This window comes from Actinokineospora sp. UTMC 2448, assembly GCF_024760565.1.
In the GTDB taxonomy this organism is placed as follows: domain Bacteria; phylum Actinomycetota; class Actinomycetes; order Mycobacteriales; family Pseudonocardiaceae; genus Actinokineospora; species Actinokineospora fastidiosa.
In genome coordinates, this window is sequence record NZ_CP031087.1 from 2,835,056 (window position 1) to 2,856,161 (window position 21,106).

Consider the following 21,106-nt stretch of genomic DNA (forward strand, 5'->3'; position numbering starts at 1 on the left):
CGACCCAGGCTGTTCCCCGGTTCCGTGTTCGTGGAGGTGTGATGGGCGTCGAGGTGGCCGTCGAGGGGCTGAGCAAGTCCTTCGGCAGGCAGGCGATCTGGCGGGACGTGACGTTGACGCTGCCAGCCGGTGAGGTGAGCGTGCTGCTCGGCCCGTCCGGCACCGGCAAGTCGGTGTTCCTCAAGTGCCTGATCGGCCTGCTGCGCCCGGAGCGGGGCAGCGTGGTGATCGACGGCGTCGACCTGTGCGCGTGCGCCGAGCGCGACATGTACGAGATCCGCAAGCTGTTCGGCGTGCTGTTCCAGGACGGCGCGCTGTTCGGCTCGATGAGCATCTTCGACAACGTCGCGTTCCCGCTGCGCGAGCACACCCGCAAGTCCGAGACCGAGATCCGGCAGATCGTCATGTCCAAGATGGACATGGTCGGCATGCTCGGCGCCGAGCACAAGCTGCCCGGCGAGATCTCCGGCGGCATGCGCAAGCGCGCCGGGCTGGCCCGCGCGCTGGTCCTCGACCCGCAGATCATCCTGTGCGACGAGCCGGACTCCGGCCTCGACCCGGTCCGCACCGCGTACCTGAGCCAGCTGCTCATCGACCTCAACGCCCAGATCGACGCGACGATCCTCATCGTCACGCACAACATCAACGTGGCTCGGACGGTCCCGGACAACCTGGGCATGCTGTTCCGCAAGGAGCTGGTCATGTTCGGGCCCCGCGAGGTGCTGCTGACCAGCGACGAGCCGGTGGTGGCGCAGTTCCTCAACGGCCGCCGCATCGGCCCGATCGGCATGTCGGAGGAGAAGGACTCCGCGACGATGGCCGCCGAGCTGGCCCACCAGGCGGCGGGCCACGGCGACGGCAGCGGCCACGAGGACGTGCGCGGCATCGTCCCGCAGCTGGAGCCCACCCCCGGCCTGCCAGCCCGGCAGGCGGTGCGGCGCAGGCGCGCCCGCGTGCTGCAGATCCTCGACACGCTGCCCGAGAGCGCGCGGCACGGCATCATGGCCGAGCTGTCCCTTGAGGACTACGAGCGCTACCAGGACTGGCGCAGGCGCACCACCGGCATGGCCATGCCGCAGCCCATGCCCCAGCCGATGGCCCGCAGGCCGCTGCCGCCGCAGCCCGGCCCGGCCCAGCAGCGCCCGCCGCAGCCCGGCCCGGTCCACCCGAACCAGACCACCCCGCTGCCCCCGGCCCGCAGGCCGCGCCCGTGGCGCCGCGACGACCAGGGCGGGCGGGGATGAGCGCGCCCACCCGGGTCGGCCCGCCGGTCGGCGAGCCCGAGTACATCGAGCCGGGACCGCTGCAGCGCGGCAAGGCCAAGGTCGTCGGCGCGCTGCGCGAGTTCGGCAACATGTTCGCGATGGGCCTGGACGTGTTCTTCGGCCTGTTCCGGCGGCCGTTCCAGGTGCGGGAGTTCATCCAGCAGTTCTGGTTCATCGCCAGCGTCTCGATCATGCCCGCCGCGCTGGTGTCGATCCCGTTCGGCGCGGTGCTCACCCTGCAGCTGGGCTCGCTGACCGAGCAGATCGGCGCCGAGTCGTTCAACGGCGCGGCCAGCGTGCTCGCCGTCATCCAGCAGGCCAGCCCGGTGGTCACGACGCTGATCGTGGCGGGCGCAGGCGGCAGCGCCATCTGCGCCGACCTGGGCGCGCGGACCATCCGCGAGGAGATCGACGCCATGCGGGTGCTCGGCGTCTCGCCGATCCACCGGCTGGTCGTGCCCCGCGTGCTCGCCGCCATGGGCGTCGCGGCCCTGCTCAACGGCATGGTCAGCGTCGTCGGCGTGGCGGGCGGCTACTTCTTCAACGTCATCGTCCAGGGCGGGACGCCGGGCGCGTTCCTGGCCAGCTTCTCCGCCCTGGCCCAGCAGTCGGACCTGTGGGTCAGCGAGATCAAGGCGCTGATCTTCGGCTTCCTCGCGGGCCTGGTCGCCTCCTACCGGGGGCTCAACCCCAAGGGCGGCCCGAAGGGCGTCGGCGACGTGGTGAACCAGTCCGTGGTCATCACGTTCCTGCTGCTGTTCTTCGTCAACTTCGTGATCAGCGTGTTCTACCTGCAGCTCGTCCCGGCGAAGGGAGCATGAGGTGACGACGCTCAACCGGGCGCGCGCGGCCCTCGCCAGGCCGGGCACCGCGCTGGAGCGCCTCGGCGACCAGCTCGGCTTCTACCTGCGGGCGCTGGCCTGGATCCCGTTCACCATCACCCGCTACTTCCGCGAGGTGATCCGGCTGCTCGCCGAGGTCAGCTTCGGCAGCGGGGCGCTGGCCGTCATCGGCGGCACCATCGGCGTGATGCTGGGCATCTCGGTGTTCACCGGAACCGTGGTCGGCCTGCAGGGCTTCGCCGCGCTCGACCAGATCGGCACGTCGGCGCTGGCGGGCTTCCTGTCGGCCTACTTCAACACCCGGGAGATCTCGCCGCTGGTCGCGGGCCTGGCCCTGTCGTCGACGGTGGGCTGCGGGTTCACCGCGCAGCTGGGCGCCATGCGCATCTCCGAGGAGATCGACGCGCTCGAGGTCATGGCCGTGCGGTCGATGCCCTACCTGGTGACCACCCGGATCATCGCGGGCTTCATCGCGATCATCCCGCTCTACATCATCGGCCTGCTCACCTCCTACCTCGCCGCGCGGATGACGACGGTGTGGGTGTACGGGCAGTCGGCGGGCACCTACGACCACTACTTCTCGCTGTTCCTCCCGCCGGAGGACGTGGTCTGGTCGTTCGTCAAGGTGCTCGTGTTCAGCGTGGCGATCATCCTGTCGCACTGCTTCTACGGCTACCGCGCCGCGGGCGGCCCGGCGGGCGTCGGCGTGGCGGTGGGCCGCTCGGTGCGGACCGCGATCGTCGTCACGATGGTCCTGGACTTCTTCCTCAGCCTGGCGATCTGGGGCGCGACCACGACGGTGAAGGTGGCCGGATGAGGCGGCGCAGGAGCATCAGGCGGCGCAACCAGGCGATGGGCGTGGTGTTCATCCTCCTGCTCGGCGCACTCGGCTGGCTGACGATCGCCGTGTACAACAAGGACTTCGTCTCCACCGACATGGTGACGCTGCGCGCGGACCGGGCGGGCACGCAGCTGCGGCTCAACGCCGACGTCAAGGTGCGCGGCATGGTCGTCGGCGCGGTGCGCGAGATCCGCACCGACGGCGACGGCGTGGCCGTCGAGCTGGCGCTCGACCCGGACAAGGCCGAGCTGCTGCCCGCCAACGTCACCGCGCGGCTGCTGCCCAAGACGCTGTTCGGCCAGCGCTACGTCAGCCTGGTGCTGCCGGAGACCCCCGAGGGCATCCTCGACGAGGGCGACACGATCCGGCAGGACACCAGCGAGCGGGCCATCGAGATCGAGAAGGCGCTGCGCGACCTGCTGCCGGTGCTGCAGGCCGTGCAGCCGCAGAAGCTGGCCAGCACGCTCGGCGCGGTCTCCCAGGCGCTGGAGGGCCGCGGCGACCAGCTCGGCGAGACGCTGTCCCTGCTGGACGACTACCTCGCCGAGATCAACCCCGAACTGCCGAAGATCAAGGAAGACATCACCAAGTTCGCGGACACGCTGGAGGTCTACGAGGAGGCCGCGCCGGACATCGTCGACGCCCTCGCCGGGCTGACCACGACGTCCAAGACGCTGGTGGAACAGCGCGACCAGCTCGGCAAGCTCTTCGCCACGCTCACCACGACCTCCGACGACCTCGACCGGTTCCTGCGCGGCAACCGGGAGACGCTGATCGGGCTGGCGAACAACAGCCGTCCCACGCTGGAGCTGCTGGCCAGGTACTCCCCGGAGTTCCCCTGCCTGACGCAGGCGGTCATGGCGCTCAAGCCGGACCTGGAGAAGGCGTTCGGCGTCGGCACCAACGAGCCTGGTCTGCACGTGAAGCTGGATGTCAAGGAGTCGCGCGGGGCGTACCGGCCGGGCGCTGACCGCCCGCGCTACACCGCGGGCGGCGGGCCGCGCTGCTACCCCGGCGGGCTGGCCGCGGGCGCCACGGCGGCCGTCGCCACCCCCGCCTCGTACACGGAGGACGGTCTGGGTTTGCCGAACTCACCGCAGGAGAACGCGTTCGTGGGCGAGCTGGTCGCCGCGGCCGACGGGGGCGACCCCGCCGCGGTCGGCGGGTTCGGCTCGCTGCTGGTCGGGCCGCTGCTGCGCGGGGCGGAGGTGGAGCTGTCGTGATCAGCCTCGTCCGGCCGCTGGTCAAGGCCCTGATCTTCACCGTCGTCACCGTCCTGGCGACCGGCCTGCTGGCCATCACGATCGCCAACAAGGGCACCGACGACGCGGCCGTCTACCTCGCGCGGTTCACCGACGTCACCTCGCTCAACCCCGGCGACGACGTGCGCATGTCCGGCGTGCGCATCGGCCAGGTCGAGGACATCTCCGTCGTGGACGGCGCAGAGGGTGGTGGCGGGGTCGCCGAGGTGGAGTTCACCGTCGACCGGCGCTGGCCGCTCAGCGCGCAGGTCACCGCGACGCTGAAGTTCCGCAACCTCATCGGCCAGCGCTACATCAGCCTCGACCAGGGCCCGGCCTCGGCGGGCGGCGGCACGCTCGCCGAGGGCGCCACCATCCCGCTGGACCGCACCCGGCCCGCGCTCGACCTGACCGCGATGTTCAACGGCTTCAAGCCGCTGTTCCAGGCGCTCAACCCCGAGCAGGTCAACAAGCTGTCCATGGAGATCGTGCAGGTGCTTCAGGGCGAGGGCGGCACGGTGGACAGCCTGATCGCCCACATCGGCTCGCTGAGCACGACGCTGGCGGAGAAGGACGAGGTCATCGGCCGGGTCATCACCAACCTCAACACGGTGATCGGCCGCTTCGACGAGCGCGGCGACGAGCTGTCGAAGCTGATCGAGACCACCCAGCAGCTGGTGTCCGGGCTGGCCAAGGACGCGGTGCCGATCGGCGAGGCCATCCAGGGCCTCTCCGAGCTGACCACCGCCACCGCGGGCCTGCTCGCCGACGGGCGCGAGCCGCTGCGCCGCGACATCGAGGCCCTCGGCGCGCTGTCGAAGACGCTGGCCGACAACACCCCGGCGTTCGAGGCGTTCCTGAGCAACCTGCCGGTCAAGTACGAGACCATCGGCCGCACCGCGTCGTACGGGTCCTGGCTGAACCTCTACCTCTGCTCGATCACCACCGACGTCCCCCCGGCCCCCGGCCAGACGCCCGCCGACATCGGCCTGCCGGTCACCGATGCGAGGTGCCGCCCGTGAAGCCCTTCCGCGAACGCGACACCGTCAAGGTCGGCCTGGTCGGCGCGACCGTCATGGCGGTGCTCGGCCTGCTGGTGTTCACCTGGGAGAGCCTGCCGATCATCGGGGGCACGACCTACGTCGCGCACTTCCGCGAGGCGGCTGGCCTGAGCCCCGACGACGAGGTGCGGGTCGCGGGCGTCAAGGTGGGCAAGGTGACCGACGTGGAGCTGGAGAACTCCTACGTCAAGGTCTCCTTCCGCTCGCGGGGCGTCTGGCTGGGCGACCGCACCGTGGCCGCCATCCGCATCAAGACGCTGCTGGGCCAGAAGATGCTGGCGCTGGAGCCCGCGGGCGGCGCGGAGCTGGACCCGGGCACGCCCATCCCGCTGGAGCGCACGATCACCGCCTACGACGTCACCGAGGCGTTCGAGGACCTGGCGAACACTGTCAGCGACATCGACACCGAGAGCCTGGCGGAGAGCTTCGACACCCTCTCCGAGACGTTCTCGGCGACCACGCCGCAGGAGGTGCGCACCGCGCTGGAGGGCATGTCCGCGCTCTCGCGCACGGTCGCCACCCGCGACGAGGAGCTGCGCAAGCTGCTGGAGCACTCCGCGGGCGTCGGCAAGATCCTCGCCGAGCGCACCGACCAGTTCAACGCCCTGCTGGACGACGGCGCCGTGCTGCTGACCGAGTTCGCCAACCGCCGCGAGGCCATCGGCGCGCTGCTGCGCGGCACGCGGGACCTCTCCGCCCAGCTCAAGGCGCTGGTGCAGGAGAACCAGGCGCAGATCGGGCCCGCGCTGACCCAGCTGGACCGGGTCGCCGAGGTGCTGCAGCGCAACCAGGCGAACCTGGACAAGGCGCTGAAGCTCGCAGGCCCGTTCTACCGGCTGGTGGGCAACGCGGTGGGCAACGGCCGCTGGATCGACACCTACATCTGCGGCCTGATCCCGGCCGCCGACGGCACCGCGGGCTGCGTCCCGCCGAGGCGGTGAGGGGCATGGCCGAGAAGACGAGGAAGATGGGCAAGGCGACCAAGGTCGCCAGGCCGCCGAGGGTCCGCAAGCCGAGGAAGGCGAACCCGTGGATCGCGCGCGGCGCGCTGCTCGCCGTCGTGGCGATCGTGGTCGCCGCGGGCACGTGGGCGATCGCGGGCCGCGGCGACGTGCGCAGGCTGACGGCGTACTTCACCGCCGCCGTCGGCCTCTACCCCGGCTCGGACGTGCGGGTGCTCGGCGTGCAGGTCGGCACCGTCGACAGCGTCACCCCGCAGGGCGCGTCGGTGCGGGTGGAGATGACCGTCGACGCCGAGGCCCCCATCCCGGCCGACGCCAACGCGCTCGTCGTCACCCCCAGCCTGGTCTCCGACCGGTACGTGCAGCTCAGTCCCGTGTGGATGGCCGGGGACAAGATCGCCGACGGCGCGGTCATCCCGGTCCCGCGCACCCAGGTGCCCGTCGAGCTGGACGAGCTGTTCGCCAGCCTGGACCGGCTCACCACCGCGCTCGGGCCCGACGGCGCCAACGCCGACGGCGCGCTCAGCGAGCTGCTGCGCACGGGCGCGGAGTACCTGGGCGGCAACGGCGCGGCCACCGGGCAGACGATCCGCGACCTCGGCGACCTCGCCCGCACGCTCAACGGCTCCCAGGAGGACCTGTTCGCCACGATCGACGGCCTGCACAAGTTCACCGCGATGCTGGCCAAGAACGACGAGCAGGTCCGCGAGGTCAACGAGCAACTGGCCATCGTCACCGAGTTCCTGGTCAACGAGCGCACGACGTTCGACCAGGCGCTGTCGGAGCTGGCCTCGGCGCTGGAGACGGTCGAGGTGTTCATCAGGGACAACCGGGCGCTGCTGAAGTCCAACGTGGAGAAGCTGACCGGGGTGACCCAGGTGCTGGTCGACCAGCGCGCGTCGCTCGCCGAGGCGCTGGACACCGTGCCCAACGCGCTGACCAACCTGCTCGGCGCCTACGACCCGGCCACCCGCACCATCGACGGCCGGGCCAACCTCACCGAGTTCTCCGCGTCGGCCCCCCGCGCCTTCCCCCTGCCCGCGACCGACGACCCCGGAGGCCGCTGATGCGCGCCGCACGGCTGACCGCCGTCCTGCTGGCCGGGCTCACCGCCACCGGCTGCGGGGCCGGACTCTACGACGTCGACCTGCCCGGCGGCGCCGACCTCGGCGACCACCCGTACCAGGTGACCGTCCACTTCCGCGACGTGCTGGACCTGGTCCCGCAGTCCGCGGTGAAGGTGGAGGACGTGCCGGTCGGGCGGGTCGAGGCGATCACGCTGTCCGCCGACGGCCGCACCGCCGTGGTGTCGCTGTCGGTCAACGGCGAGATCCGGCTGGCGGCCAACGCCTACGCCCGGCTGCGCCAGTCCAGCGTCCTCGGCGAGAAGTTCGTCGAGCTCGACGACCCCGACGACGACGCCAGGATCGGCACGCTCGCCGACGGCGCGGTCATCCCGGTCGAGCGCACCAACCGCAACCCGGAGATCGAGGAGGTCTTCGGCGCGCTGTCGCTGCTGCTCAACGGCGGCGGCATCGGGCAGCTCCAGCTGATCACCCAGGAGCTGAACAACGCGCTGGAGGGCCGCGAGTCCGACATCAAGTCGCTGCTGAAGAACCTGGACACCTTCGCCGGGCAGCTCGACTCGCACCGCGCCGAGATCGTCAGGGCGATCGAGGGCATGGACCGGCTGGCCGCCGACCTCGGCCCGCGCGGGGACCAGATCACCGCGCTGCTGGAGGGGCTGGGGCCGGGCATCGAGGTGCTGGCGAGCCAGCGCGAGCAGTTCGTGACGATGCTGAAGTCGCTCGACCGGCTCTCCGGCGTCGCCGTCGACGTGGTCGAGCGCTCGAAGGACGACCTGGTCGCCGACCTGCGGGCGCTGGAGCCGACGCTGCGCGAGCTGACCAAGGCCGGTCAGCAGCTGCCGCAGGCGATGGAGGTGCTGTTCACCTTCCCCTTCACCGACAAGGCGATGGCGGCGGTGCGCGGCGACTACATCAACTCCTACCTGTCGTTCAGCGCCCAGTCGCCCGTGCCGGGCGCCGCCGCGCTGCCGCTTCCCCCAGTGGATGGAGGTGAGGGCTGATGCTGACCAAGCGGGTCCGGATCCAGGTCGTGGCGTTCGTCGTGATCGCCTTGGTGGGCGTGTCGTACGTGGGCGCGCGCTATGTCGGCCTCGACCGGCTGTTCGGCGGCTCCGGCTACACCGTGCACCTGCGGCTGGACCACTCCGGCGGCATCTTCACCAACGCCGAGGTGACCTACCGCGGCGTGGCCATCGGCCGGGTCGGCGACCTGACCCTGCTGGGCGACGGCATCGAGGTCGACCTGCTGCTGGACCCGGACGCCCCGGTGATCCCCGCCAGCGTCCAGGCCGTGGTGGCCAACCGGTCGGCGGTGGGCGAGCAGTACGTCGACCTGCGCCCGACGCGCGACGGCGAGCCGTACCTTGCCGACGGGTCGATCATCTCCTCCGACCGCGCCCAGCTGCCGCTGCCCACCGAGACCGTCCTGCGCAACCTGGACCGGCTGGTGGAGTCCGTGCCGCGCGAGGAGCTGCGGACCGTCGTCGACGAGATGTACCTGGCGACCGAGGGCGCGGGACCGGCGCTGCAGGCGCTGCTGGACTCCTCGGCGGAGTTCACGAAGATGGCCACGGAGTACCTGCCGCAGACCACCGCGCTGATCACCGACGCCGGGACGGTGCTGACGACGCAGGTGGAGACCTCGGAGTCCATCAAGGGCTTCGCCGAGGGCAGCAAGCTCATCGCCGAGCAGCTGGTGAAGTCCGACGGGGACCTGCGCACCGTGCTGCAGAAGGCGCCTGGCGCGGCCGAGCAGATCAGCGGGCTGCTGGCCGAGACCGGGCCCAACCTGGGCATCGTGCTGGCCAACCTGCTGACGACGTCGAACGTGCTGGTCACCCGGCAGGCGGGGATCGAGCAGATGCTCGTGGTGACGCCCAAGGCGGTGGCCGCCGCGCGCGACGTCATCCGGCCCGACGGCGCCCACTTCGGGCTGGCGACGACGTTCTTCACGCCGCTGCCGTGCACCGCGGGCTATGGCGGCACCCGCTATCGCAACGGCCTGGACACCTCCGGCGCGCCGCTGAACACCGACGCGCGCTGCACGCTCGCGCCGGGCGCGGGCAACGTGCGGGGCTCGCAGAACGTCCCGCGCGGCGGGGTCCCGCCCGCGGTCAAGCCGTTCACCTACGGGGCGACCGCGACGGTCCCGCAGCCGCGCCCCGCGCCCGCGATGACCGACAGCGTGGGCGGACTGCTGGGATTGGAGGGATCGCGATGAGCACGCTTGCCCGAGGGCGTTTCCGGGTGCTGGCCATGGCCGTGTTCGCCGTGGCGGTGGCGTTCGCGGTGTTCGGGGGAGTGCGGTGGTGGACGGCGTCGGCGGATGTGGACAGCGACCAGGCCGCCATGCGCGATGAGGCCCTGCGCAGCGCGACCGCGGCCGTGGAGACGTTCAACACCCTCGACCACCGCAATGTCGACGAGGGCCTGGACCGCTGGCTGTCGGCCGCCACGGGCCCCCTCGCCGACGAACTGCGCGCCACCAGGGACGCCAGCCGGGAACGCATCGTCAAAGCGGGCACGGCGACCCAGGGCAAGGTCGTCGACGCCGCCGTGACCGAACTGGACCCGGCGGACGGCACCGCCGCGGTGATCGCCTCGGTCGAGGTGGTGGTCACCCCGGAGACCGGGGACGCCGTGACCAAGCGCGTCCGCTTCACCGCCCAGATGACCAAGACGGACCGGGGATGGCTGCTCAGCGGCATCGCCCAGGTGCCGACGAGCCCGGTGTAAGGAGGCGATCCCGATGCGCAGCACCCGGACCCCGGTGGCCCCCCGCCCGCGCCGCCCCCAGGTGGCGGGCATCCGCCGCCCGCATACGACGTCCACAGTGGAGCCAGTGACCGGCTCGGCCGCTGTCGAGGACGACACAAGTGAGGACAGTGCGGTCGCCGACTCGGCCGTGGACAGTGAGGTCGACTCCGCTGTCGTGGAGGACCCGGCCGTCGCTGAGGCCGATGAGTCGGGCGACCGCGACGAGGACGCGGCCCCGCGGCGCGGCCTGCGCCTGCCGATCGTCCTGCTGGTCGTGTCGGCGCTGCTGGTCGCCTGCGGCGTGCTCGCCGTGCTGCGGGCCGATCAGCTCCGCGCCGACGCCAACGTGGCCCTGGTCGACACTGCCGGGACCGCCGAGGTGACCCGCCAGGTCCGCGAGGGCCTGGAGAAGATCTTCAGCTACCGCCACGACGACACCGCCGCCACCGAGACCGCCGCCCGCGAGGTCCTGACGGGAGCGGCGTCGGAGCAGTACGACCGCCTGTTCGCCCAGGTCCGGGAGCAGGCCCCCGCCCAACGCCTCACCCTGGCAACCCGGGTGGTCAGCTCGGGCGTCGTGAGCCTCAACGACCACACCGCCGTCCTCCTCGTCTTCCTCGACCAGAGCGCGCTCCGCGGCGACACCGGCGAGGCGACCACCGCGGGCGCCCAACTCTCCGTCACCGCCGTCCTCACCGACGGCAAGTGGCGCATCAGCGACCTCGTCCCCCGCTGACCCCGCCCACCGACCCCGCCCACGCCCACCGACCCCGCCCGCCCACCGACCCCGCCCGATCCCTGCGCGGCCCTGGCACCGACCACCTCGACGCCGCATCGGTGCCACTCGACTCGACAGGCGCAATCGGTCCGGCGCGCTTGGGTCGGCGGTCGCGCGGCCCTGTCGGCCCCCATCCCGGTCCGGGGTCCCTCTCGGTGCCCGGTGCCCGGTGGCCCATGGACCGCAGGCGGCACCGGCGTTCCCTGACGTCAGCTCGCGACTGGGCCTCCTCGGCCTCTGCGGCCTCGGGTCCGCCGGGCGGCAGACGGCTCGCTCGTCAGGCACGTCGGCATCGGGTCCCGGCGACTCGCGGACAGCACCTTCCTGACCTCCCCGGCTGGCTTGCCGGTCGTGGTCTCCCGCCGAACGGGGGTTCGGCGGGTTCCGGGCAACGGGGCCCGGATCGCGCATCAGCCCTGGCGGCGGCCGGTTCGCCGCCGGGTGAGCCTCGCGCGTGCCGGGCGGGCCGGTCCGTGGGACCGGCCCGCCTCGGTCGGGACCGGCGAGCGGGTGGGCGGGCGTCAGCGCCCACCCACCCGTCCCGGTCCCTCCCGTCAGACCGAGATCCTGCCCGCGCCCGCCCCGGCGCTCACCGAGGACTTGACGGTGGCGGCGTTCTCCAGGGTGTAGGAGTAGGGGATGGGCGCCACGCTGCCCCCGGACTCCGGCGCGCCGGAGCCGACGAAGACGTTGTTGCGCTGCACGAGCGCGCCCGGGTCGGAGCTGGCGTAGCCGACCAGGGTGGGCTCGTCGACGTTCTCGAAGTAGTTGCCCTCGACCAGCACCCCGGCGTCCATCGTGGAGGCGACGCCGTACTCGTTGTCGCGGTAGTAGTTGTTGAACACGTGCACGGGGTTGCCGAACCGCACACGCGGGTGGCGGGTGCCGGAGCCGTCGAAGTAGTTGTGGTGGTAGGTCACCCGCAGGTGCCCGCGGTCCTGGCTGCCGTTGCCGTCGCTGTGGCCCAGCAGCATCGACTTGTCGTGGCTAGAGATCCGGTTCCACGACACGGTGATGAAGTCGGATGCCCGCTTGATGTCCACCGCGCCGTCGTAGCCGCTGCTGAACGAGTTGTGGTCGACCCAGATGTTGGTCGATCCGGACTCGATGTTGATCGCGTCGTCGTCCCAGTCGCGGAAGGTCAGGTTGCGGATGATGACGTTGCGCGACCCGCTCAGCGTCAGGCCGCAGCCGGAGATCGTCGCCCCGGACGCGCCCAGGATCGTCTTGTTGGAGCCGACGCGGAGCATGCCGGAGCAGGAGAACGACGAGGTGACGCGGACGACGGCCGGGTTCGTGCCGCTGACGGCCGACGACAGCGCCGACGCGCTGCCGACGGTGACCGCTGTGGCGCTGCCACCGCCGGTGGTGCCGCCGTTCTGCGTCGCCCAGCCGATCAGGCCGCTGGGCGGGGGCGGGTTGTTCGTCGTGGTGGTGGTTGTTGTCGTGGTGGTGGTGGTCGTGCTGGTCGGGACGGTCTCACCCGTGCACACCGTCCCGTTGAGCCGGAACTCCGTCGGAGCCGGGTTGCTGCCCTGCCACGTGCCGTTGAACCCGGGCGTGACCGAGGCGCCGGTGGCGAGGCTGGAACCCCAGCCCGGGTTGGTGACCCGCACCCGCGACCCGCTCTGGCTGAACTCCCCGTTCCAGCCCTGCTGCACGGTCTGGCCTGCGCCGAACTCCCACTCCAGCGTCCAGCCGCCGGAGATGGCGTCGCCGAGGTTGGTCACGGTGACGTTCGCGCCGAAGCCGCCCGGCCACTGGCCCGAGAGGGTGTAGCTGACCCGGCAGCCGGCCGCCGCGCTGGCGGGCGCGGACACCAGCACCAGACCGGCGCCGACCGCGGCCACTGTGGACAGCGCGGCTATCCCGGCCAGCCGACGGGGAACACTCCGCTTGTGCGAACTCATGCGTCGCCTCCTTGCGAAACACAGGGTTGGGGACCGCCGGGGTGGGGAGCGCTCTCAGTAGCGTCACGATGGCGGGGCCATGACGCGCCTGCCGGGAGAAAGCGCTTTCTGGAAGCGCTTACAGCAGGCTAGACCATTCCGTTACTTCCCCGCAAGGGTCAGAGTGGGCGCACTGCGGCGCGCGGCTTCCGAGCAGGGAACACGTTGTCCCACATCGCGGTTGCGCGCGGTTACAGGCGCGCCACGCTGTCGCGCACCACGACGTCGGCGGGCATGCGCACCACGCGGCTGCGTTTGCCCCGGTTGTCGCGGATGGCCAGGCGCATCGCCTGCTCGCCGAGCTGTTCGAGGGGGAGCGCGACCGTCGTCAGCGCGGGCGTCAGGTCCCGCACGACGGGGATGTCGTCGAAGCCCGCCAGGGAGATGTCGTCGGGCACCGACACGCCCGCCTCGCGCGCGGCGGTGAGCGCGCCGATGGCCATCACGTCGGTCACCGCGAACACGCACGTGACGTCGCGCCTGCGGGCCAGCAGCTCGCGCATCGCGGCGTGCCCGCCGTCGCGGGTGAAGCCGGACTCGATCACGTCGTCGTCGGCGAGCGCGATCCCGGCGTCGGCCAGGGCGTCGCGGAACCCGTCGAGCCGGTCGACCACTGTGGTCAGCCGTCGCGGCCCGGCCAGCACGGCGAAGCGGCGGTGGCCGAGGTCCAGCAGCGCCCTGGCGAGGTCGGCCGCGCCCGCCCGGTTGTCCGGCTGGACGCTGTCGACGCGCAGGCTGCGGTGCCTGCTGACCACGGCGACCTGCCCGCCGCCGCGCCGGTAGGGCTCCAGCTCCGCGGCCAGGGCGCGCTCCCAGGCGCGGTCCTCGAACCCGGAGCCGATCAGCAGGATCGCCGAGGCCCGCTGCGCGCGCAGCATCGACACGTAGGCGATCTCCTTCTGCGGATCGCGGAACGTGCTGGCGAGCATCACCAGCAGGTCGTTCTCCCCGGCCACCCGCATGACGCCGCGCGCGATCGTGGCGAAGTACGGGTCGCTCACGTCGTGGCAGATGACGCCGACCGTCTGGTGCGACGACCCGGCCAGCGCGCGGGCGTGGGCGTTGGGCGTGTAGGCCAGTTCCTCGGCGGCGGCCAGGACCCGGTCGCGCAGGGTGGGCCCCACGCTGGTGGCGCCGTTGAGCGCCCGGGAGGCCGTGGCCAGCGACACCTGCGCGGTGCGGGCGACGTCCTCCAGCGTCACGTGGGGTCTGCCGGTCATGCCTGTACTCCCGAGTGGTCTCCTGCTAACACTCTAGATCGGTCCACGCCCCGTCGACGCGTCTGGGCAGGCCGAGCGGGTTGTCCTCGCGCAGCGCGCGGGGCAGCACGGCGGGCGGGCAGTCCTGGTAGCAGACCGGGCGCAGCCAGCGCGCGATCGCGTGCGCGCCGACAGAGGTGTGCGCGGCCGAGGTGGTGGCGGGCCACGGGCCGCCGTGGTGCTGGGCCCAGGAGACCGCGACGCCGGTCGGCCACCCGTTCCACACCAGCCGCCCGGCGCGCTCCCGCAGCGCGGCCACCACGGGCGCCAGCACCGCGACGTCGGCGGGCTCGGCGTGCACGGTGGCGGTCAGGCTGCCGGGCAGCGCGGCGACGGCGCGGGGGAGGTCGTCGTCGGTGTAGTGGACGAGCAGGCAGGCGGGGCCGAAGACCTCCTCGGTCGCCTCGGGGTGCTCGGCGAGGAAGTCGACGTCGGCGAGGAACAGCACGGGCTCGGCGTCGGGCCCGTCCTGCTGGCGACCGGCGATGATCCGGTCGGCGCGGCGGCGGACGCCCTGGTGGAACCCCTCGGCGATGGCCGGGGTGAGCATCCGCCCGCCCCCGGCGAGCCGGTCGGCGATGACGGTCTCCAGCCCGGAGCCTGCGGGGATCAGCACGATCCCCGGCTTGGTGCAGAACTGCCCGACGCCGAGCGTGAACGAGGCGACGAGCCCGTCCGCGATCTCCCGGGGTCGTGCGGCAGCGGCGGCCCTGGTGACCACCACCGGGTTCACGCTGCCCAGCTCGCCGTGGAAGGGGATCGGGTCGGGCCGCCCGCTGGCCAGGTCGAACAGCGCCCGCCCGCCGGTGACGGACCCGGTGAACCCGACCGCCCGGATGTCGGGGTGGGTCACCAGGGCGCGCCCCGCGTCCAGCCCCTCGACCAAGGCGAAGACCCCCGGCTCCAGTACGGAGTGGACAACCTCAGCGAGCCGCCGGGAGAGTTCGGGATGCCCCGGATGCGCCTTCACGACCACCGGACACCCGGCCGCCAGCGCGGACGCGGTGTCCCCACCGACGACCCCGAAGGCGAACGGGAAGTTGCTGGCCGCGAACACCGCGACCGGCCCCACCGGTTCGAGAACACTCCGCAGATCCGGCCGAGGCGGGCTGGTGGCGGGGTCCGCGTGGTCGATGGTGGCCCGCAGATAGGACCCTTCCCGCAGGACGTCGGCGAACAGCCGGAACTGCCCGCTGGCCCGCGCCAACTCCCCGGCCAACCGCCCCTCACCAAGCGATGTTTCCGCATCGGCAAGGGGAACCAGCTCCCCCCGCGCGTTGTCGAGTGCGTCGGCGACGGCAAGGAGCATCCGCCCCCGCTCCACCGGATCCATTCCCGCCAACCACGACGAGACCGCGACGGCGGGACCGAGAGGAAGAGATGAGGTCATGAGCAGCTTCCGTATCGAGGTCGGATAGGGGCCGGACGGTGGTCCGCCGATCGGGGCGCGCGAGGAAAGGCAGGTCCTTGGCTCCCGCCGCAGCGGACGGACAGAGCGGCACGAGGAAGGGCAAAGAGCCGAGCTCTCCAACCGCAGTCGAGGGATGTGTCGCATCCGCGATGAGACCAGCCGTCGCGATCGCCGACCCCGGTGGGCGTTGTGGTCTCCGATGTGTCTCGGCGGAAAGGGGATTGCCGAGTCCCTGGATCGGGGCGTGGAAAGCCTCGGCGGTCATGGGTGGTCTGCCAGCAGGGGAGGGCTGGACGCGGCCGAGGGAACCGGTGTCCGGGTGTCCGAGTCGAGCCAGTGGAAGCGGAGGCCGTGGCCTGGGCCGGTGTCTGCCGTCAGGCGCCCCTCCTTGACTTCCACCCCGCTCGGGGCGGACAGCACGTCCAGTGCGGCGAATGAGGCGTCCTCCACCTCCTCCACCCACACCGGACCCGGGAGGGTGAGGGCCAGTTGGCCGGAGAGGTCCGGGAGCAGGTGGGGCGCCACGCCCACCCCCAAGGCACGCGCCAGCTCCGCGATCCGCAGGAACGGGGTGATCCCGCCGACCCGCACCACGTTCGGCTGGATGATGTCGCACGCGCCCAGCAGGATCGCCTCGCGGAACTGGTACGCCGTGTGCAGGTTCTCCCCGAGGGCGATGGGGAACGGACAACGCCTCCGGAGTTCCGCGTGCGCGCGCAAGTCGTCCGCGCGCAAGGGTTCCTCCAGCCAGTACGGCCGGAACTCCGCCAACGCCGACACCGCCCGCAACGCCGTCGGCAGGTCCCAGCGCTGGTTGGCGTCGACCATCAAAGCGACGTCCTCGCCGATCGCGGAGCGGACGGCGGCGACGCGGGCGATGTCGGAGGCCAGGTCCGGGAGCCCGACCTTGATCTTCACCCCCGCGTACCCCGCCGCCACCATCCGACGGGCCTGGGCGACCAGGTCCTCCACCGGGTAGTGCAGGTTCACCCCACTCCCGTACACCGGCACCGCGGTATGCCGCCGCCCCAGCAGGTCGACCAGGGAGCGGCCCTCGGCGCGCCCGCGCAGGTCCCACAGGGCGATGTCCACCCCGGCCAGCGCCATCGTGGTCACCCCGCCGCCGCCCGCCTCGTGGGCGTCGGCCCACAGGCGGTCCCACACCGGCGCCGGGTCGAGCGGCTCCGCCAGGGCCGCACCGAACTCGTCCAGCATCCCCGCGATGGCCCCCGCCCCCGCGCGCGGCGTCCAGCTGAACCCGTGCCCGACCCCCGCCGACGAGGTCACCCGGGTGGCGACGACGTGGACGTGGGTGACGTCCGGCCCCCACGGCCGGGGGAGCGGGACCCGCCTGCTCCGGTGCGTCAGCTCAGCCACGGGCGACCGCCAACCCCCGGTCGATGATCGACGACAGCGCGGCGAGGTCGGCGTCGGACGGGTCCACGAGCGGGGCGCGCACCGACCCGACCGGCTGCCCCCGCAGCCGCGCGCCCGCCTTGACCAGCGACACCGCGTACCCGGGCACCCGGTCCCGCAGCTCGACCAACGGCCGGTAGAACGCGTCCAGCAGCGCCCGCACCCGCTCGGTGTCACCCTCGGTGAACGCCGTGTGGAATGCGGTGGCGACCTCGGGCACGAAGGCGAACGCCGCCGACGAGTACAGCGGGATGCCCATCCCGGCATACGCGGGCATGCTGAACTCCGCCGTGGGCAGCCCGTTGAACAGCAGGAAGTCCTTGTCCCGCACGGTCAACGCGATCCGGTGCAGCAGGTCGAGGTCACCGCTGCCGTCCTTGAACCCGACCACCCGGGGGTGCTCGGCCAGCCGCCCCACCGATTCCGGGGTGTACCGGACCGGCTCGCGCTGGTACAGCACCAGCGGCAGCGGGCTCGCGTCGGCGACGGCCAGCGCGTACGACACCAGCCCCGCCTGCGGCCCCCGGCTCAGGTAGGGCGGCATGAGCAGCAGCCCGTCCGCGCCCAGGTCGGCCGCCTGCCGGGCGCACGCCCGCGCGTGCGGCAGCGGCCCGCCCGCGCCGGTGAGCACCGGCGCCCGGCCGCCCACGACCGACACCGCCGCCCGCACCGCGTCGGCGTGCTCGGCGCGGTCGAGCGCGCCGAACTCGCCGGTCCCGCAGGCGACGAACACCGCGCCGGGCCCGTGGGCGAGGCCGTGCTCGATATGCGCGCGCAGCGCGGGCACATCCACGCCATGGTCGTCGAACGGCGTGACGGGGAAGAACAGCACTCCGTCCAGGTTCACCGGGGACCTCCTGCGAATTCGGTGCGCCACGAGCGCGCGGGCTGCCAGCCCAGCAGCCGCGCGGCCTTGTCGATGGAGAACGCGGGCCCCGCCGGGGGCGCCGGGTAGTCGCGGGGGAGCAGGTCGGCCAGCGGCGCGCGGGCCAGCGGGTCGGCGGCGCAGGCGAAGAACACCTCGCCGCTGGGCACGTCCGCATCGCCCAGCCGGACGACCAGGTCGGCGGCGTCGCGGGCGTCGACGTAGTTGAACAGGGACCTGGCCGCGATCGCCGGATCGGCCAGCCGCTCGCCGATCGTGCTGCCGTCCTGCGTGGGCGCGCCCGCCCACTGCTCCGGCGAGATGACGTAACCGGGCCGCACGACGGCGAACCGGGTGCGCTCGCCACGCCGGGCGTACATCGCGGCCAGCTGCTCGGTGGCCACTTTGGACAGAGCGTACGCGTGCCACGGCGCGACGGGGTGGTCCTCGTCCAGCGGCAGGTACCGGGGGCGCCACCCAGGGCGGCCGTAGCCCATGACCGTCGGACTGCTCGCCAGCACGACGGACCCCGCGCCGACGGCGACCGCCGCCTCGCAGACGTTGTGCGCGAGCGACAGGTTGGTCCGCAGCAGCTCGGTCTCCGGACGGCTGAACGGCACCGCGATCGCCGCGAGGTGCACGACTACCGCCGGACCGACCTCGGCGAGCACGGACCGAGCGCGCTCGGTGCCGGTCAGGTCCGCTGCGATCGCGTCGGCCCCGTCGGGGCCCGCCGTCCCGGGCAGGTCGACCGACACGACGTGGTGTCCGGCGTCCGCCAGCGCGCGGACGACGGCCCGGCCCAGCACGCCTGCGCCCCCGGTGACGAGCGCGGTCACCACGGCGGCACGACCAGGACCGAGGCGCCGCCGCGGGCCAGTGACGCGTTCGCCGCCGCGCCCACGAGCACGCTGAGCACGCCGTCGCGGTAGTCCGCCGCCCGGCCCAGCGGGTCGGGCGCGGCGCCGGGCCGGAAGAGGTCGTCCAGCAGCCGGGCGTCGCCGCCGCCGTGTGTCCCGGCCGCCGCGTCGACCGGCACCTCCTCCGCCGCCTCCCAGTGCCGCTGCAGGAGCAGCCGGGTGCCCACCGGTCGGGCGCCCTCGGGCAGGTCGGGCGCGTCGCGGTGCCAGCCGACGACGTCGGCGGCCCGGCCCGGCGGCACGCTCGACCGCTCGCACACCGCCAGCTCGATCCGGCCCCGGGTTCCGGTGATCGACACGCGGTAGCCCTCCCACGGCCCGTACGCGGTCAGCGAGTACGTCAGCAGCGCGCCGGACTCGTAGCGCACCAGCGCGGCCATGGTGTCCTCGATCGTGATGCCGGGGGAGAAGACGTCCTGGTCGCGCCGGTAGCCGTCGTGGCGGGCGGCGTCGGCGTAGAGCGCGTGCAGCCGGACGTCGGCGGACAGGTCGAGGACGAACGCGTCGGTGTCGTGGTCGCCGCCGGGCCCGTAGAACCGCAGCCCGCCGTGGGCGGTCACCACCGACGGCCGGTCGGCCAGCCACCAGTTCACCAGGTCGAAGTGGTGGGTCGCCTTGTGCACGAACAACCCACCCGAGCGCGCCTTGTCCCGATGCCAGCGGCGGAAGTAGTCCGCCCCGTGCACGGTGTCCAGCACCCATTCGAAGTGCACCGCCGTCGGCGTCCCGATGACGCCGTCGAGCAGCAGGGCCTTCACCGCGCTGTTGCGCGGCGAGTAGCGGTAGTTGAACGTCACCACCAGCCGCGCCGTCGAGCGCCGCGCCGCGTCCGCGATCCGAGCGCAGCTCGGCTCGTCCACGGTGAGCGGCTTCTCCACGATCACGTCCACACCGCGCTCCAGCGCGGCCACGACGTAGTCGGCGTGGGTGTCGTCCACCGAGGTGACCACGACCCCGTCCGGGCGGACCCGGTCGAGCATCGCGAGGTACTCCTCGGGAGCGAAGGTCGGCAGCGGCTCACCGCCGCGCAGGCGCTGGTAGTACGCCATGCGCGTCGGGTTGGTGTCGCACAGCGCGACGGGCTCGGCGACGTCGGCGTACGGGCCCAGCAGGGCGTCGAAGTACAACTGGGCGCGGTGGCCCGTGCCGACGAAGGCGTACCGGGTGGTTCCCGTCATTTCAGCGCGGCCTCGGCCTGCTGGCGGAACTGACTGACAGCCTCGGGCACGCTGATCCGGTCGAACAGCAGTTGCTCGTTGAGCTGCTGCAGCACGCCCTGCACCTCGCCCGCGCCCGGCGGCGGCAGCACCGGCGGCGGGGCCAGCGTCGGGCCGATCTCCCGCAGGAACTCCCCGGACTGCTGGTCGGCCGCCTTGAGCTTGCCGAAGACCTGCTCCCGCACCTCGGTGTTCGCGGGCAGGCCGCGGTCGCTCAGCTGGATCTCGGCGGCCTTCGGGCTGTTCACCAGCCAGTCGATGAAGGTGGCCGCCGCCTCCGGGTGCTCGCTGCGCGAGGACGCGGCGAAGAACATCGCGGGCTTGAAGTACATGCCGGGCCTGCCCTGCGACTCGCCGGGGAAGCGCAGCAGCGCCAGCTCGTGCCCGGACGCCTTGGTCAGCGTCGCCAGCTCGTTGGTCCACCACACACCGGTCGCGCCGCGGTTGGTGGCCATGAGCGACTGGTCGATGCCGCCCGCCTGCGTCTCGATCGTCACCGACGGCTCCGGCTCGGACTTGCGGTCGCGCAGCCGCAGGATCAGGGCGAACCAGTCGCTCAGCGTCTGGTCGGACAGTCCGATCGCGCCGTCGGCCGTGAAGATCGACTCGCCCCGCTGGCGGGCGAAGATCTCCAGGCCCGCCTCGTTGAAGCCGATGTTCTGCACGCCGTGGACCTTGCCGCCGGTGTTGGCGGTGATCGCGGCGGTGGTGTCGACGAAGTCGTCCCACGACCAGGTCTCGTCGTCCGGGATCGGCACCCCGGCTTGTTCGTAGAGGGCGGTGTCGACGACGACGGTGTAGGCGTTGACGCCGGTCGGGATCGCGTAGGTGGCGTCCCCGACCTTGCCCGTGCCCGCGACGGCCGGGTCGAGCTTGCTCACGTCGACGTCGTACCTGCCGAGGTCCAGCAGCGCGTTGCGGTCGGCGTACTCGCGCACGTAGCGCGATTCCTGTTGCATGACGTCCGGGGCGTTGCCGCCCGCGGTGCTGGTGGCCAGCTTGTCCCAGTAGTCGGCCCAGCCGGTGAACTCGCCCTCCACCCGGATGTCGGGGTGCTCGGCGTGGAAGGCCTCGATGAGCTGCTGGGTCATGGTGTGCCGGGCGTCGCTGCCCCACCAGGAGAACCGCAGGGTCACCGGGCCGTCGCCGCCGGGGTCACCGCCGCCGCACGCGGTCGCGGTCAGCGCTGCGGCGGCGAGCAACGCGCCCAGTCTCAAGGTGCGCACGGTCGTGT

General features: G+C 72.5%; 19 protein-coding genes. 11 read left to right on the forward strand and 8 right to left on the reverse strand.

Annotated features, from left to right (window positions below; all coding sequences use genetic code 11):
* Positions 1-41: 41 nt before the first annotated feature.
* The 11 genes from Actkin_RS13265 (at position 42) to Actkin_RS13315 (ending at position 10,793) form a co-directional block, all read left to right on the forward strand.
* On the forward strand, positions 42-1,244 hold the full coding sequence (locus Actkin_RS13265) for an ATP-binding cassette domain-containing protein (RefSeq protein ID WP_189212913.1): 1,203 nt from the start codon (positions 42-44) through the stop codon (positions 1,242-1,244).
* 110 nt (positions 1,245-1,354) lie between these two features.
* Positions 1,355-2,086, forward strand: a complete 732-nt coding sequence (locus Actkin_RS13270) for an MlaE family ABC transporter permease (RefSeq protein ID WP_229787362.1) — start codon at positions 1,355-1,357, stop codon at positions 2,084-2,086.
* A 1-nt stretch (position 2,087) separates the two neighbouring features.
* Complete coding sequence (locus tag Actkin_RS13275; RefSeq protein ID WP_189212915.1) at positions 2,088-2,924, forward strand: MlaE family ABC transporter permease; 837 nt, start codon at positions 2,088-2,090, stop codon at positions 2,922-2,924.
* On the forward strand, positions 2,921-4,171 hold the full coding sequence (locus Actkin_RS13280) for an MCE family protein (protein ID WP_189212916.1): 1,251 nt from the start codon (positions 2,921-2,923) through the stop codon (positions 4,169-4,171). Before Actkin_RS13275 ends, Actkin_RS13280 begins: the two co-directional genes overlap by 4 nt.
* Positions 4,168-5,211: an MCE family protein gene (locus tag Actkin_RS13285; RefSeq protein ID WP_189212917.1), complete on the forward strand. Its 1,044-nt coding sequence runs from the start codon at positions 4,168-4,170 to the stop codon at positions 5,209-5,211. The genes Actkin_RS13280 and Actkin_RS13285 overlap by 4 nt, the downstream gene beginning before the upstream one ends.
* Positions 5,208-6,191: an MCE family protein gene (locus Actkin_RS13290; RefSeq protein WP_189212918.1), complete on the forward strand. Its 984-nt coding sequence runs from the start codon at positions 5,208-5,210 to the stop codon at positions 6,189-6,191. The genes Actkin_RS13285 and Actkin_RS13290 overlap by 4 nt, the downstream gene beginning before the upstream one ends.
* Positions 6,192-6,196: 5 nt before the next feature.
* Positions 6,197-7,279: an MCE family protein gene (locus Actkin_RS13295; RefSeq protein WP_258907413.1), complete on the forward strand. Its 1,083-nt coding sequence runs from the start codon at positions 6,197-6,199 to the stop codon at positions 7,277-7,279.
* Positions 7,279-8,301 (forward strand): MCE family protein, encoded by a 1,023-nt coding sequence (locus tag Actkin_RS13300; RefSeq protein WP_258907414.1) that lies wholly within the window; start codon positions 7,279-7,281, stop codon positions 8,299-8,301. The genes Actkin_RS13295 and Actkin_RS13300 overlap by 1 nt, the downstream gene beginning before the upstream one ends.
* Positions 8,301-9,521 (forward strand): MCE family protein, encoded by a 1,221-nt coding sequence (locus Actkin_RS13305; RefSeq protein ID WP_189212920.1) that lies wholly within the window; start codon positions 8,301-8,303, stop codon positions 9,519-9,521. The genes Actkin_RS13300 and Actkin_RS13305 overlap by 1 nt, the downstream gene beginning before the upstream one ends.
* Complete coding sequence (locus Actkin_RS13310) at positions 9,518-10,036, forward strand: hypothetical protein (protein ID WP_189212921.1); 519 nt, start codon at positions 9,518-9,520, stop codon at positions 10,034-10,036. Before Actkin_RS13305 ends, Actkin_RS13310 begins: the two co-directional genes overlap by 4 nt.
* Before the next feature lie 13 nt (positions 10,037-10,049).
* Positions 10,050-10,793: a hypothetical protein gene (locus tag Actkin_RS13315; protein ID WP_258907415.1), complete on the forward strand. Its 744-nt coding sequence runs from the start codon at positions 10,050-10,052 to the stop codon at positions 10,791-10,793.
* 596 nt (positions 10,794-11,389) lie between these two features.
* Here the strand turns inward: Actkin_RS13315 and Actkin_RS13320 are convergent.
* From Actkin_RS13320 to Actkin_RS13355, 8 genes are all read right to left on the reverse strand, one after another.
* Positions 11,390-12,745 carry a pectate lyase family protein gene (locus tag Actkin_RS13320; protein ID WP_258907416.1) on the reverse strand — a complete coding sequence of 452 codons (1,356 nt, stop codon included), beginning with the start codon at positions 12,743-12,745 and terminating at the stop codon, positions 11,390-11,392.
* A gap of 230 nt (positions 12,746-12,975) precedes the next feature.
* Positions 12,976-14,004, reverse strand: a complete 1,029-nt coding sequence (locus tag Actkin_RS13325) for a LacI family DNA-binding transcriptional regulator (protein ID WP_189212924.1) — start codon at positions 14,002-14,004, stop codon at positions 12,976-12,978.
* A 25-nt stretch (positions 14,005-14,029) separates the two neighbouring features.
* Positions 14,030-15,376 (reverse strand): aldehyde dehydrogenase (NADP(+)), encoded by a 1,347-nt coding sequence (locus Actkin_RS13330; protein ID WP_258907417.1) that lies wholly within the window; start codon positions 15,374-15,376, stop codon positions 14,030-14,032.
* A 339-nt stretch (positions 15,377-15,715) separates the two neighbouring features.
* Positions 15,716-16,831 (reverse strand): mandelate racemase/muconate lactonizing enzyme family protein, encoded by a 1,116-nt coding sequence (locus Actkin_RS13335; RefSeq protein WP_258907418.1) that lies wholly within the window; start codon positions 16,829-16,831, stop codon positions 15,716-15,718.
* The gene (locus Actkin_RS13340) at positions 16,824-17,717 is read right to left on the reverse strand and encodes a 5-dehydro-4-deoxyglucarate dehydratase (RefSeq protein ID WP_258907419.1); all 894 of its coding nucleotides are present in this window, start codon (positions 17,715-17,717) and stop codon (positions 16,824-16,826) included. Before Actkin_RS13340 ends, Actkin_RS13335 begins: the two co-directional genes overlap by 8 nt.
* Positions 17,714-18,574: an NAD-dependent epimerase/dehydratase family protein gene (locus Actkin_RS13345; protein WP_258907421.1), complete on the reverse strand. Its 861-nt coding sequence runs from the start codon at positions 18,572-18,574 to the stop codon at positions 17,714-17,716. Before Actkin_RS13345 ends, Actkin_RS13340 begins: the two co-directional genes overlap by 4 nt.
* Positions 18,571-19,833, reverse strand: a complete 1,263-nt coding sequence (locus Actkin_RS13350) for a Gfo/Idh/MocA family protein (RefSeq protein WP_258907423.1) — start codon at positions 19,831-19,833, stop codon at positions 18,571-18,573. The genes Actkin_RS13345 and Actkin_RS13350 overlap by 4 nt, the downstream gene beginning before the upstream one ends.
* Positions 19,830-21,098 (reverse strand): ABC transporter substrate-binding protein, encoded by a 1,269-nt coding sequence (locus Actkin_RS13355; protein ID WP_258907424.1) that lies wholly within the window; start codon positions 21,096-21,098, stop codon positions 19,830-19,832. Before Actkin_RS13355 ends, Actkin_RS13350 begins: the two co-directional genes overlap by 4 nt.
* Between the last annotated feature and the right edge of the window lie 8 nt (positions 21,099-21,106).

Coding starts and splice junctions, on each gene's coding strand:
- Actkin_RS13265 (WP_189212913.1), top strand. CDS start 42: ATGGGCGTCGAGGTGGCCGTCGAGGGGCTGAGCAAGTCCTTCGGCAGG.
- Actkin_RS13270 (WP_229787362.1), top strand. CDS start 1,355: ATGTTCGCGATGGGCCTGGACGTGTTCTTCGGCCTGTTCCGGCGGCCG.
- Actkin_RS13280 (WP_189212916.1), top strand. CDS start 2,921: ATGAGGCGGCGCAGGAGCATCAGGCGGCGCAACCAGGCGATGGGCGTG.
- Actkin_RS13295 (WP_258907413.1), top strand. CDS start 6,197: ATGGCCGAGAAGACGAGGAAGATGGGCAAGGCGACCAAGGTCGCCAGG.
- Actkin_RS13300 (WP_258907414.1), top strand. CDS start 7,279: ATGCGCGCCGCACGGCTGACCGCCGTCCTGCTGGCCGGGCTCACCGCC.
- Actkin_RS13305 (WP_189212920.1), top strand. CDS start 8,301: ATGCTGACCAAGCGGGTCCGGATCCAGGTCGTGGCGTTCGTCGTGATC.
- Actkin_RS13310 (WP_189212921.1), top strand. CDS start 9,518: ATGAGCACGCTTGCCCGAGGGCGTTTCCGGGTGCTGGCCATGGCCGTG.
- Actkin_RS13315 (WP_258907415.1), top strand. CDS start 10,050: ATGCGCAGCACCCGGACCCCGGTGGCCCCCCGCCCGCGCCGCCCCCAG.
- Actkin_RS13320 (WP_258907416.1), bottom strand. CDS start 12,745: ATGAGTTCGCACAAGCGGAGTGTTCCCCGTCGGCTGGCCGGGATAGCC.
- Actkin_RS13325 (WP_189212924.1), bottom strand. CDS start 14,004: ATGACCGGCAGACCCCACGTGACGCTGGAGGACGTCGCCCGCACCGCG.
- Actkin_RS13330 (WP_258907417.1), bottom strand. CDS start 15,376: ATGGATCCGGTGGAGCGGGGGCGGATGCTCCTTGCCGTCGCCGACGCA.
- Actkin_RS13350 (WP_258907423.1), bottom strand. CDS start 19,833: ATGACGGGAACCACCCGGTACGCCTTCGTCGGCACGGGCCACCGCGCC.